The organism is Pontibacter aydingkolensis (assembly GCF_019443125.1).
In the GTDB taxonomy this organism is placed as follows: domain Bacteria; phylum Bacteroidota; class Bacteroidia; order Cytophagales; family Hymenobacteraceae; genus Pontibacter; species Pontibacter aydingkolensis.
This window is the reverse complement of sequence record NZ_JAHYXK010000020.1, coordinates 25,543-37,777: the sequence shown is the minus strand read 5'-3', so window position 1 is coordinate 37,777 and position 12,235 is coordinate 25,543. Positions and strand designations below refer to the sequence as shown.

Here is a 12,235-nt window from a genome sequence, read left to right as displayed (position 1 = left end):
AATCAAACCCTACTGCGCATAAAATACCCGCTTCACGCGTGTGCTCACATTGGTTAGCAACTCGTACGGAATAGTGCCGATGCGTTGCGCCAACTCTACCAGTGTTAGCTGCGGGCCGAAAAGTATAACTTCGTCGCCGGCTTTTACATCAAGGTCAGTTACATCTACCATGCACATATCCATGCACACATTGCCAATAACAGGACAGCGATGGCCGTTTATCAGCACCTCTCCTATGCCATTGCTGAAACGCCTGTCGTAGCCGTCGGCATAGCCAATGGCTATGGTGGCAATAGTCATGTCGGTAGCGGCGATGCCTTTGCGGCTATAGCCAACGGTATCGCCCTGTTTTATACTTTTAACCTGCGATACGGTGGTTTTAAGTATACTTACCGAACGTAGTGCCTCCTGCTCAGAGCCTGAAGCCTCTACACCGTAAAGCCCTATACCGAGCCTGGCCATATCCAGCTGGTGCTCCGGAAAACGAACAATGCCTGCAGAGTTTAATATGTGTTTGATGACTTTATAACCTAGCCGTGCCTCCATCTCTGTAGCCATACTTCTAAAAGTGGCGATCTGCTGCTGCGAGAAATCGTTGTGCAAGGCCTCGTCGGCACCGGCAAGGTGACTAAAAGCGCTGGTTACCTGTACTTGTGGGTAATCTTGCAACAAGTCAAACAAAGCGTCGAAGTCTTCTTCTACAAAACCCAGGCGGTGCATACCTGTGTCCAGCTTCAGGTGGATTTTATACTTTGCGCCGGCCTCGGCTGTTTGCAGCAATGCCTGCAGCAACTCCAGCGAATAAATTTCGGGTTCCAGGTTATATTGTTTGATCTTGGCAAAACTATCCGGCGAAGGATTCATGACCATAATAGGCAGTGTAATTCCGTGCTCGCGTAGCGTTACACCTTCATCAGCATAGGCTACAGCCAGATAATCAACCCTATGGAACTGCAGCAGGTTAGCTACTTCAAAACTACCGCTACCATAGGCAAAGGCTTTTACCATTACCATTAGTTTAGTGCCCGGGTTTAGCCTGGAGCGGTAGTAGTTTAGGTTGTGTACCAGTGCATCCAGATTTACCTCCAGCACCGTGCCATGCACCTTTTGCTGAAACGCATGCACAATCTTTTCAAACTCAAATACCCGCGCGCCTTTTACAAGTATAACCTCATTCCTGAAATCGTCAGCTGAAAAATGTTGTAAAAACTCACCTGTAGAAGGATGGAACTCGGCAGGCAAACCAAACAGGCTTTTATACTTGCTGATAACCAGCCCTATGGCAATAAGACGTTCTACACTATGCGCCTGCACCAGCTCTGCCACTTTGCTGTAAAGTTTTTCTTCTGCCAGGCCAGACTCCAGCAGATCAGAAAGTATAACAGTACGCTTGCCGCGCCGCGGTTGGTTTGCCAGCAGACCTAATGCAATTGCGAGGCCTCCTAGGTCATTATTGTACGTATCGTCTATAAGGTAGCAACCATTAATGGCCTCTTTCATCTCCAGGCGCATGGCTATGGGTTGGAGCTTATCCAGCCTGTCCTGCATCACGGCTAACGAAACGCCTCGTTGAGACAAAAAAGCCAGGCAGTGAAGTGCATTCTCTATAGAGGCATCGTCGGTGAAAGGGATGGAAACCCTTTGTGTATTGCCCTGGTAAGTATAAACTACTATAGTTTCGTGGCCGGCAGTTGTAATTGAGTTTATAAAAAGGTCGGCATCTTTGCGATTTCGGCCCCAGGTAAAAGTTTTTATACTTTGCTTTTCTACGGCGCCGTGTATCTCCTGGTAATCGGAGCAATAAAACAGCAGTTCTACGCCAGAAAAGAGTTTCAGCTTTTCCTCCACTTTTTGCTGCAGCGAGCTAAAGCCTTCGTTGTGGGCACTCCCGATATTTGTAAAGATGCCGATGGTAGGCTGAATTATGAGCTGTAGTTTCTGCATTTCGCCGGGTTGCGAGATACCGGCCTCAAAAATAGCCAGCGTGTGGTTTGGCTCCAGTTGCCACACACTCAGCGGTACGCCTAATTGCGAGTTATAGCTGCGCGGGCTCTTTACTACCAGCTCATCCGGGCTCAGGAGCTGCGCCAGCCATTCTTTTACAATCGTTTTACCGTTGCTGCCCGTAATGCCGACAACTGGAATATGAAACTGTGCCCGGTGCCAGGCAGCCAGCGCCTGCAGTGCCTCCAGCGCGTTTTGCACCTGCAAAATATTTGCATCCGGATAGCTGCAACGAAGATCTTCTGCCCTGCCCTGCTCTATCACAAATTGCCTTACCCCCTGTACATACAATTGCTCCAGGTACTGGTGCCCGTCGTTATACTTCCCTTTAATGGCAAAAAACAGAGTGCCTGCCGGCTGCGATAGCTTTCGGCTGTCGGTAAGTAAATGTACTACAGGCAGTGGCTGCACAAACTGCACAAGCACTCCATTGATTACTGTAGCAAGCTGTTCGAACGTAAGCATGGTAAGGGGTTTATACTTTTATCAAAGATAGGGGAGAGTTGTAAAGTTAGAAAGTTAAAAAGGTAGAGAGTTAGAGAGGTTTAGGATGTTTAGGTGATTTTGAAAGTTAAGGGAATTTAGATTTTTAGATGGCCATTTAACATTTTAACCAATCAACAATCTGTACCTTTGCGCAGTTTATTTTTAGATTTTGGATACCGTTAACAAAAAACCATACTACGCAGCGGGCCTGGCCGCTTTTATCATCTGGGGGTTTATCCCTTTTCCACTTAAAGCACTGGCTGCATATCCCAGCGGACAGATTTTATACTTCAGGGTTGCGTTGTCGGTGGCGTTGCTGCTGCTAATTTGTTTACTGTTCAGGAAGAAGCAGGTTAAAGGCACTTATACTTTGGTAAAGGACGGCGAACCAAAAGACAGGCATAAGTTTATACTTTATACTTTCCTGGGTGGGGCGCTGCTAACGGTTAACTGGCTGTCGTTTATTTATGTAATCAACCACATTAACATACAAACAGGCTCTTTTTCTTACCTGCTCTGCCCTATTATAACTGCAGTGCTTGGCTTTATACTATTAAAAGAAGAACTGCGCCTGAACCAATGGATCGCTATCGGGCTTAGTGCCGTGAGTTGCGCACTAATAGGATCCGGCGAGATAACCAGTTTGCTGTTTAGCTTGCTTATTGCTCTGAGCTACGCTTTTTACCTGATCACGCAGCGCATACTAAAGGTTTATGACAAGATTGTGCTGCTCACGCTACAGCTGTTGCTCTCCTTTACGTTTATCGGGCCTTTTTATACTTTTTTCAGCGAGGGAGCCACTATGTCCATGGGTTCTGACTTTTACCTAAACATTGTGATGCTGAGTGCTGCTTTTACCGTGCTGCCGCTTTTCCTTAACCTCTATGCTTTAAAGGAGCTTACCTCCGGCACCATTGGCATCCTGATGTACATTAACCCGATCCTGAACTTTGTGATGGCTTTTTTATACTTTGGAGAAGAGACAACCCCAACAAAAGTGACTGCTTATGTGATCATTTTTATCTCGGTGATCATTTACAACCTGAACCTGAGGGGCCGCAAAAAGAGAGGCGACGGCTTGGTTATCCCGCCTGTGGGCACTACAGCTGTTGGAAAGTAGCCCCGACTGAATTAGCTTGAAAGTAAAAAGTATAGCCCCGGTAGTTGATCGACTACCGGGGCTATACTTTTATACTTCAACTTTAACTACTGCTTTCTTTTTTTCTTTAACTCATCCAGTTTCTGCAGTCTTCTGGCTGCTGTGTCCTGGTTAGGATTCATTTCGCCGAAGCGGTTGGCTTGGCTTGCCGTTTCAGAGGTATCTCCTATCGGGGCTGGGCGTGGGTTGTTTAGGTTGGCAGCCGAAGAGTCCATTGCCACAATGGCTTCTGATGTACTGGTGTCGTCGGTTGGGTTAGAGGCCGGCCTGTCGTAATTACAGCCAAAACCTATGGCCGCTGCAAAAGCTACGGCTACTCCTGTTTTAAATATATTTGTTATCTTTTTCATGTCCGTTTAAAATTATCTATTTGCTTATTTTTAACGGCCACTGCACTAATTAGTTATCTAAAACGCTTTTACAGAAAGTACACAAACTCCATTTTAAAAGCCTACGCCTATCATAATACCGGTTCTGGCTTTGTTGCCCTCCTGAAACGATGTCACAAAATCAACCCGCACTATTTTAAAGATGTGCTCAATGCCAAGGCCAATTTCCAGGTAATTCCTAGACTCTTTAGTGTTCAGGTAATTCAGGCTGAAGACCTCTTGCCACTTAAGCCTGCGGAACAACGGCACCTTGTTAAACAAAAAGCCATTGAAGTGATGTTCGAAGTGCGCCTCCAGGTACTTGTTGTTTGTGCTGTAGCGGTAATAATCGAGTAACTGAAACCCGTTGTACACTCCGGCAAAAATGGTGCGGTTGCCGTTAAAATGCTTGTAATCCATCAGCCGCATATCCTCTTTGCCCCAGAACGTGCCGGTTGTTACGCTATATTCACTGGCTCCGAAAAGTCCCATACTTACATTGTCGCTGATAGTCAGGTTGGCCAGGTTATACTTTACATCGCTACCCAGGGCTTTTATACTTCCGCGGTAACTCAGCGTAAATCTTGGGTATTTAGAGCCCAGGTTAATCTTATCATCAGGACGCGTTATGTACTTCATGCCGGGTTTAAAGCTTAAAGCTGTGCTAAGGGTAAGCGCCTGATGGGCTGTAAAAGATGCATCTGCCAGTTCTTCGTTTACCGGTACGTTAGAAGTAAACCGGCTCACATCTTCGCCGTCACTGTTTCTCAGCGAAAAGTCTGCTGTGTTCTGCAGCGGCATGCGGTGCGCGTAGTTAATGTTGGTGTTCAGGTTTAACCCGTTCAGCAGTTCAGTCCGGAAAGATATCTGGGCAAAGTCGCGTTGGTACAGTTTGATGTAATTTTTCTCCAGCCCCAGCGTGTACAGGGTGTTTACAAATGGCGAGATCGGCTCCAGGTTATTGATCTGGTAAACATAACGGCCACCCTCCACGGATATGTTGCTGTTTTTAAAAGGCTCGTAGCTGTAGCTAAGGCGCAACTTGGCATTTAGTTTTTGGTTAGAGAAGCCGTACCGTAAAGTTGGTTCAATGGCGTAGGTACGCCGATCTTCGAACCTTTGCACATAAGACATGCGCACATCAGCTGTCACGCCCTCCACGGTGTTATACTGCAGTATACTTGGCCCGCCGGTAACACTCAAAACAGGATCGAAGTTTAAGCGCCTGCGCTTAAACGTGTTATTGTAAGTATAGCCTCTTAGAAAGAAATTGCCAAAAGACGGTTTGTTGCGGATGTGATCGATGGAGTCCTGGTAAGCCTGTGAGTTTTTGATGACCTCCATGCTGTCTTTTTTGGTGTAGTCCTTTACCTCTTCCTGCGTAAGTGGCACAGGCCTTACAGATGCCCAGTAAGCCGAATCGCGGGTATTGGCCTCCTTTTCTACAGCCAGCACTTCCTTTTTGGTAAACAGTTTTTCGTCTACAACAGGCTGCTGCTCTTCAGGAGCTGCCTCTTTTGGCTTTATCAGTTTTACTTTTATTTTTTTGGGAGCTTTTGCCTGGGCGATGGCCTCTTTTTCAGTTTCCGGCTCTATTTCTTCCAGCACTGGTGGCTTGCTATACGCTGGCTGCACTTTATACTTGGAGTATACACCCATGGCATAGCCGCCGCCTTTAAAGCCCAGACCTGCCGCCTCAAAACTAAAACGCTGCGAAACCGGCATCCACACTTCTTTGGCAACCGGGGCATACACTTGGCGTACCCGTATCCAGTCCACAAACTCGATTCCGGCATTCTTGGTAAGCTTTAGGTCTGTGCTGTGGATGCGCCAGCTGCCGTCTACAATGTAAATGTTGCCAGAAAAAACCGGATCGTTCTTGCGCCGTGGTATAACTTTTATTTTGTTGATGGTGCGGCCATTTTCCTCGAATGTGCCCAGGTACTCGTACCGGTAAAAAAACAGCGCATTACTGGCCAGCGGCGAAACAAAGCCCCGCTCGCTCAGCCCTTGAACCTTTAGCAGATTGTCGTAAAAGCTGATATTCATTTCAGATGCCTGGTTAAAGCTGAAGCCTTTTTTCTGGCCGCTTACTTTACTCGAGATCATCCGCTCATGAATTTTATTCGGCTTTTTAAAGCTAAGAACAGATACAGACTCCGATAAGTATACGATGCCAGTGTCCACATCTACTACTTTTATACCCAGCACTTTAGGCGGCACTTTATCGAGGCGGTAAACTCCCTTCATGTATACCTGCGAGCTCCAGGCGTTTACTTCGTTTTGGTGGTATTTTCGTAGGCGGATGGCGTTGCGCATAATGGCGTAGGCCGGATCTTCGTTGGCTGCATGCACTACTACCTCTTTCAGGTTGAGCACCTCAGGTTGTAGCTGCACATTTAGCTCCTGGGTACCGTCTGCAACCGTTACCTTCTCAGTGCGGGCACGGTAGCCTACATACTTAAACTCCAGTGTATAAACGCCCGGCTCTAGTTGGAGTTGGTAAAGCCCCTGATCGTTGGTGGCGGTGCCGCTGGCGGTTTCGCTTATGTAAATGCTGGCAAACGGCAGCCCCTGACCATTCTCGTCTGTTATCCGGCCACGTATGATACCTGCCTGAGCAAGCATAGGCATAAATATCAGCAGCAATAGTAACGACAGGTAATGAGGGCGCATGTACTTAGCTTTTATAATACAGATTTAACAGCAGTTAAAGCATCATCAACTTAAAGCCATACTTGCTTTAACCTTAAAACACTACGAAAGAGATGTAATAAACGGACATATGGTTGCCTGGTTAACCAGAAAAGCCACAACCATTCTTATTTATAGTGCAATTTATACTTCTAACGGTAAACGCCGCAGCTCATGTTTATATTTTATCACGCAAAAAACATTAAACTTATACTTTCCCGTTCTCTGCAGCAGCAAGCGCTTCTTTTTTAGTCAGACGATTTTTATACCCTACATTAAGCACAACGCCTACCAACACCAGTGCCATACCAGCATAAGACCATACCGTAAACGTTTCTCCGAAGAAAATATAGCCCAGGAACAATGCGTAGATAATGCCAATGTAGTTTAGTGTAGCCACTTTAGAGAGTTCCTCCGACTGGTAGGCCATGGTCATGTAATACTGTGCCAGTTGTGTAAGTACGCCTATAAGTATAAGTATGACCCAGTCCCAGCCTTCAGGCTGCACCCAGTTAAAAACAGAATATAAGCCAGTAATAGGCAGCGCCACCAACGGAAAATAGAACACAATTACCAGCGGGTGCTCTCTGGTGTTAAGTTTCCGGATCATGTTATAGGCAATACCAGCGAATAGGGCACTTGCAATGCCCAGACCTAAGTATAAAGGCGAGATGCGCACATCAACTCCTTCAATAACAAGTATACCTGCAAACGAGATCAGGAAGAACACCCATTGCCACGGCTTCACTTTCTCTTTTACAATAAAAACACCAAGTATGGTGGTAAAAATAGGCGACAGGTATTGTATGGTTACGGCTGTAGCCAAAGGTATATTCTGCAGCGTGATAAAGAAAAGGATAAGCGCTGCTGCCCCGGCCACGCCACGTGCTATCAGCAAGCCATGGTGCTTGCCTAGCACACTTACGTTCTGCCGTTTGAGCATGGCCCAACTCATAATAAGCGAAACCCCGGAGCGGAAAAGTATTATCTCCACCGCCGGTATATGCGACACCTCCTTCACACAAACGTTCATCAAAGCAAAGAAGAACGTAGACAGCATCATGTGTCGTACTCCTTTTGATAACATAGGTAAATTGTTTTCACTACAAAGGTCTGGGTTTATACTTTGCGAAAGAAGCTTTTTATCGGAAGTATAAAGTGTAAAAACCAGAACTCTGCTTTACGGCAACTTGTTTATATTTGAGTAACCAACCATATTATTTTGGAGCGCCAGAAAAAACAGAAAACCTATACTCCCAAAGAGGCTTTGATTAAAGCTGCCGCTTATTGCGCTTACCAGGAACGCACCCAGCAGGAAGTGCGCGATAAACTCTATACTTATGGCTTAGAACCAGACGATATAGAGGAGCTGATTATACGCCTGAGCCAAGAGAAGCTGATTGACGAAGAACGCTACGCCCAGAGCTACGTGCGCGGAAAGTATGGCCTGAAAAAGTGGGGCCGCCGCAAAATTATGCAGGGGCTTAAGGCAAAAGGCATCTCGGACTACTGCATTAAGCAAGGCCTGAAAGAGATAGACCCCGAAGTATACGAGCAGAACCTGCTGCAACTGCTGGAAAAGAAAAACGCCACCGAGAAAGAAAAGAACCCCTTTACCCGCCGCCAAAAACTGACCTACTTTCTGATGAGCAAAGGTTATGAAGGGGATTTGGTGCAGGATGCGATTAAGGGACTGGAGTCTTAAGCTTCTATATATATCGGAAATAAACGCTATATTAGAGAATCTTAATTATTAGCTTCAATCATATTTAGAAGCCTGCAAACATCATTTGACTCTTAAAACGAACTTACTATGCTAAACAATTTACTCTTTATAGGTGGTATCGGCGTATCCGAGATCTTTCTTCTTTTGTTCTTTTTAGGCATTCCGGCTATACTTTGGCTTTGGGCACTAATCGATCTGCTTCGAAGTGATTTTAAGAACAGCATCAATAAGTTGATCTGGGTTATTCTTATTGTCTTTTTACCGGTTCTGGGAGCTATACTTTACCTTTTAATTGGAAGAGGGCAGAAGGTAAAAGCTAGTATTTAAGAACTCCTGATCCAGCCTCTTATGGACCTTTGGCTTTTCCTGATAAGCATACTTTTCATCATTATTGGAGAAAAAATTCCCGCTTTACCTGGTATGCCGCAGGTTTAGCGTCAGCGTAAATGTGGCTAAGTATGCCAGCAGTTTTCAACTGCTTTTCTTTTCAAAAGCAAGGGTTGCAAAGGCCGAGCTAGTACTTCATATTTTAGCACGAGGCGATTAACACACCCCTACCCCCAGAGGGGAATTTCTCACAAAGTATAAACCTCATAAAATATACTTTTCTGGTAACGTAGAAAGCCAATTACAAACTGGCATCATGTATAGCCACATTTACGCTGTCGTTAAACTTGCGGCAGAGAAAACAATTAACAATGAACAACCAACAATTAAACTCTACCTCTTCGGCGGCAGCTGCGGGTTCTCGATTCTGCGCTGCTGTACCAGCACCACCCGGCGACCTGTGATTTCCTCCAACATTGGCTTTAGCACCTTTTCGGCGTTTTCCTGTGTCTGGCGAAGTATACCAGACCGCAGAGCAGCCTTCTTTATATTTTGCTCGGCATATTTGTAACTTTCCTCTACCAGGGCAGCATCCTGAAAATAAGTATTCTCTTTGCTAAAAACCTTGGACTTGCTGTGGTCTATCTTATAGTAGCAGATCTCCGGCTCAGGCACGCCTATCTGGACTAACGAATCACCTTCGAACACAATATCAGCCCTGGTAATTTTTGTAAAATCCACACAGCCAACTGCCTCGCCATTAACAATCAGCACAACCTTAGAATTTGGCACCCACCGCGATACGTTCTTCTCAAACTCCACCACATCTTTGAAATTATAGCGCACTAACTCCATTTTACCAAGGTCTTCAACAGAGGTTAATATGGTATTATAGTTCACTACTACTTTAGGTTCTTTATTGGCTGCATCTTCCTCAAAAAAGCTTTTGGCAAAACGCCACAACACAAAGCCGGCCACCAGAACGATGATCCAGGGGATGAGTTTGATTACGAGTCGGAGTAAGGGCATGAGGCGCTTTTTTGGTGTTTATACTTTAGCTACTACTTTTTAGCAGTAACCATTATGTACTGTTCACAAAACATGCCATCTAATTCAAAGTTCAATTTTGCTATAATCCTTTTCAGGACATCACATCGCATTACCACAGAAAAGATTTAAATTAGCTGGCGATGTATCCACTATCTACCCCCTTATTTAAAGAACGACACCTGCAGTTTAGCCTGGTCATACTTTGGCTGGTGCTACAGTCTTTTTTTATCTGGAAGTACGATATACGGTTTATGGGTGACTCACAGGGCTATATTACCTACGCACAAAACATCGCAGAACACTTTTACTTTGCAGCCAACTACCAGCTTAAGTACGTCGGCTACCCTGTTTTTCTGGCTATACTTTTCAAGCTTGGCTTTGGCCTGAAAGGCGTGATCATTTGCCAGACCATTATTTCTGGGTTTGCTTCAGTCGCGCTTTACAAAACTACCAGGCAGTTGGCAGGTAATTATGTAGCTCCGGTGCTGGCAACGCTGCTCTTTATCGGTTGGTACGATCTTCAGTTTTATAACGGCTTTATACTTACCGAAAGCCTTTACATTAGCCTCTTGGTGTTTGCTTTTTACCTGTTGGTACGGGCTGAAAGTATAAAACAGTCGTTGTGGGTGGTACCAGTGCTTTTATACATAGCTTTAATCCGGCCTAACGGCTTTATAGCGCTAGTAGCGTACTTTGCTTACCTGTTTACAATTGCCTTTACTGCCACCAAAAGTATAAAGTACAGGACTGCACTTATACTTCTTGTAACAGTTGTTCCTTTAGCCGCTATACTTGTTGTAGACCAATACCTGCTACAGCAATTTACTATTGTGGAAACCTATGAAAAAGGTAAGCTTGTTTTTATGTACGATGGCCTGCTGGTGCATTCTGACAAGCCAATAGTGATGCCTCCTGAAGATGCCTCGCCTCTGGCAAAGATGCTATTATTTGTAAAAGAGAATACAGCTTACTTTTTACGGATGTCGCTGTACCGCTTTCTGCTATTCTGGGGTAATGTAAAGCCGTTTTACTCGCTGCTGCACAATGCCATTATCGTAGTAGTGCTTTACCCACTATACTTTTTCACGGTTAAGGCCATGGCTACAACTAAAAGAATGCCGCTACCGCTAAGTATGTTTGTGGCTTTTCTACTGCTACAGCAATGTTTTATTACCACCGTAACCAGCGAAGACTGGAACGGCAGATTTCTGATGAGCCTGATCTCGTTTGTTTTTATGTTTGGCGCGATTGGTATTAGCTGGCAGATAGAAAAATGGTGGCCCAAGTATAAACCAGCTACTAAAGCTGCAGTCCCAGCCGCTCCTTAAAACCGGCATTGCCCTGTAAGCCACCCGTATGCACAGCTACAATGGTGGTGCCTTTTTTAAAGTAGCCTTTCGGTATTAAGTCGTACAAGCCGTATATCATTTTGCCGGTATAGATTGGCTCCAGCGGTATGTTGTGTTGTTCCTGGAAAGCTTTGATAAACTCCAATAGCTCCGGCTTTATTCTAGCATAGCCTCCGAAATGGTAATCGGTAATAAGTTGCCAGTTGTTATACTTTTGGCCACTGTAGTGCTGCACCAGCTCCTCAATCTCCTGCTGCAGAAACTCCCCTCCTTTTAGTGCCGGAAACCCTATTATCTGCTTCTCACCTGCCAGGCCTGCAATTATTCCTGCTACAGTGCCGCCTGTACCAGAAGCACAACAGACATAGTCATAATTCATGTTAATGTCCTGCACGATTTCGGCACAGCCTTTTACCGCCAGGTTGTTGGTGCCACCTTCGGGTATGATGTAGGGATTGTTGAACTGCGCTGCCAGCTCTTTTAAAAAGGCTTCCTCGTGTTTAAGTTTATACTTTTCGCGGGAGATGTAGTGCAGCTCCATCCCGCAGGATGTGGCAAAACTGAGTGTTGGATTTAAAGGCAGGTGTTCCTCTCCCCTGATAATGCCGATTGTTTTAAAGCCATACTCTTTGCCAGCTGCTGCCGTGGCGGCTATATGGTTGGAGTAAGCACCGCCAAAGGTCAGTAGCGTTTCCTTCTTTTGCTCTCTCGCCGCCTGCAGGTTATACTTCAGCTTGCGCCACTTGTTGCCCGATATGTGCGGATGTAGCAGGTCTTCACGTTTTATCCACAGCGTTATGTCGTGCTCTTCCAGCAGCGGGTCATGTAACTTTTGCAGCGGTGCTTCCATGTTCAAAGGTACGTACTAATTTCAGGTGCTTAGCTGTCATTTCGATCTTCGGGAGAAATCTGAAATATTGCGGTGCTATGAAATGCTCCAGATTTCTCTCAGTATCCTAGCTCTCTTCGTCTCGCGCCTCAAGAATATTCGAAACGACAGTTACTGCTCTAATACTACAAAAAGAAGCCCCAGCATTGGCTGAGGCTCTGTTTATATTTTAGTTCTTGTCTT

Annotated in this window: 10 protein-coding genes; 4 read left to right on the top strand and 6 right to left on the bottom strand. The window is 45.5% G+C overall.

The annotated features are described in order from the left end of the window. Positions 1-9 precede the first annotated feature (9 nt). Positions 10-2,469, bottom strand: a complete 2,460-nt coding sequence (locus K0O23_RS17360) for a bifunctional UDP-N-acetylmuramoyl-tripeptide:D-alanyl-D-alanine ligase/alanine racemase (RefSeq protein WP_219878722.1) — start codon at positions 2,467-2,469, stop codon at positions 10-12. Positions 2,470-2,659: 190 nt separating this feature from the next. Here K0O23_RS17360 and K0O23_RS17355 point away from each other — a divergent pair, with 190 nt between their 5' ends. Beyond that, on the top strand, positions 2,660-3,610 hold the full coding sequence (locus K0O23_RS17355) for an EamA family transporter (protein WP_219878721.1): 951 nt from the start codon (positions 2,660-2,662) through the stop codon (positions 3,608-3,610). Between the two features lie 86 nt (positions 3,611-3,696). On the opposite strand, the gene K0O23_RS17350 is transcribed toward K0O23_RS17355, so the two are convergent. The 3 genes from K0O23_RS17350 to K0O23_RS17340 all read right to left on the bottom strand — a co-directional run bounded on the left by K0O23_RS17350 (position 3,697) and on the right by K0O23_RS17340 (position 7,798). Next, positions 3,697-3,999, bottom strand: a complete 303-nt coding sequence (locus K0O23_RS17350) for a hypothetical protein (RefSeq protein WP_219878720.1) — start codon at positions 3,997-3,999, stop codon at positions 3,697-3,699. A gap of 93 nt (positions 4,000-4,092) precedes the next feature. After that, a complete protein-coding gene (locus tag K0O23_RS17345) occupies positions 4,093-6,693 on the bottom strand; it encodes a DUF5686 and carboxypeptidase regulatory-like domain-containing protein (protein ID WP_219878719.1) in 2,601 nt (866 codons plus the stop codon). Between the two features lie 226 nt (positions 6,694-6,919). Continuing rightward, complete coding sequence (locus K0O23_RS17340; protein WP_219878718.1) at positions 6,920-7,798, bottom strand: DMT family transporter; 879 nt, start codon at positions 7,796-7,798, stop codon at positions 6,920-6,922. A 135-nt stretch (positions 7,799-7,933) separates the two neighbouring features. Between K0O23_RS17340 and K0O23_RS17335 the strand changes: the two genes are divergently transcribed. Together K0O23_RS17335 and K0O23_RS17330 are read left to right on the top strand one after the other, a co-directional pair. Beyond that, on the top strand, positions 7,934-8,416 hold the full coding sequence (locus K0O23_RS17335; protein ID WP_219878717.1) for a regulatory protein RecX: 483 nt from the start codon (positions 7,934-7,936) through the stop codon (positions 8,414-8,416). Positions 8,417-8,524: 108 nt separating this feature from the next. After that, on the top strand, positions 8,525-8,764 hold the full coding sequence (locus tag K0O23_RS17330) for a PLDc N-terminal domain-containing protein (protein ID WP_219878716.1): 240 nt from the start codon (positions 8,525-8,527) through the stop codon (positions 8,762-8,764). 393 nt (positions 8,765-9,157) lie between these two features. On the opposite strand, the gene K0O23_RS17325 is transcribed toward K0O23_RS17330, so the two are convergent. Further along, entirely contained in the window at positions 9,158-9,793 is a 636-nt protein-coding gene (locus tag K0O23_RS17325; protein ID WP_219878715.1) for a DUF4230 domain-containing protein, read from the bottom strand. 161 nt (positions 9,794-9,954) lie between these two features. On the opposite strand from K0O23_RS17325, the gene K0O23_RS17320 reads away from it, so the two are divergent. Next, positions 9,955-11,142: a hypothetical protein gene (locus K0O23_RS17320; protein WP_219878714.1), complete on the top strand. Its 1,188-nt coding sequence runs from the start codon at positions 9,955-9,957 to the stop codon at positions 11,140-11,142. Here the strand turns inward: K0O23_RS17320 and K0O23_RS17315 are convergent. After that, positions 11,114-12,013, bottom strand: coding sequence for a 1-aminocyclopropane-1-carboxylate deaminase/D-cysteine desulfhydrase (locus K0O23_RS17315; RefSeq protein WP_219878713.1), 900 nt, complete (start codon positions 12,011-12,013; stop codon positions 11,114-11,116). The two genes, K0O23_RS17320 and K0O23_RS17315, sit on opposite strands and share 29 nt — an antisense overlap. Between the last annotated feature and the right edge of the window lie 222 nt (positions 12,014-12,235).

Bases quoted from the DNA above. Each gene is read 5' to 3' on its own strand.
- K0O23_RS17330 (WP_219878716.1), top strand. From the start codon at position 8,525: ATGCTAAACAATTTACTCTTTATAGGTGGTATCGGCGTATCCGAGATC.
- K0O23_RS17350 (WP_219878720.1), bottom strand. From the start codon at position 3,999: ATGAAAAAGATAACAAATATATTTAAAACAGGAGTAGCCGTAGCTTTT.
- K0O23_RS17360 (WP_219878722.1), bottom strand. From the start codon at position 2,469: ATGCTTACGTTCGAACAGCTTGCTACAGTAATCAATGGAGTGCTTGTG.
- K0O23_RS17325 (WP_219878715.1), bottom strand. From the start codon at position 9,793: ATGCCCTTACTCCGACTCGTAATCAAACTCATCCCCTGGATCATCGTT.
- K0O23_RS17315 (WP_219878713.1), bottom strand. From the start codon at position 12,013: ATGGAAGCACCGCTGCAAAAGTTACATGACCCGCTGCTGGAAGAGCAC.
- K0O23_RS17320 (WP_219878714.1), top strand. From the start codon at position 9,955: ATGTATCCACTATCTACCCCCTTATTTAAAGAACGACACCTGCAGTTT.
- K0O23_RS17345 (WP_219878719.1), bottom strand. From the start codon at position 6,693: ATGCGCCCTCATTACCTGTCGTTACTATTGCTGCTGATATTTATGCCT.
- K0O23_RS17340 (WP_219878718.1), bottom strand. From the start codon at position 7,798: ATGTTATCAAAAGGAGTACGACACATGATGCTGTCTACGTTCTTCTTT.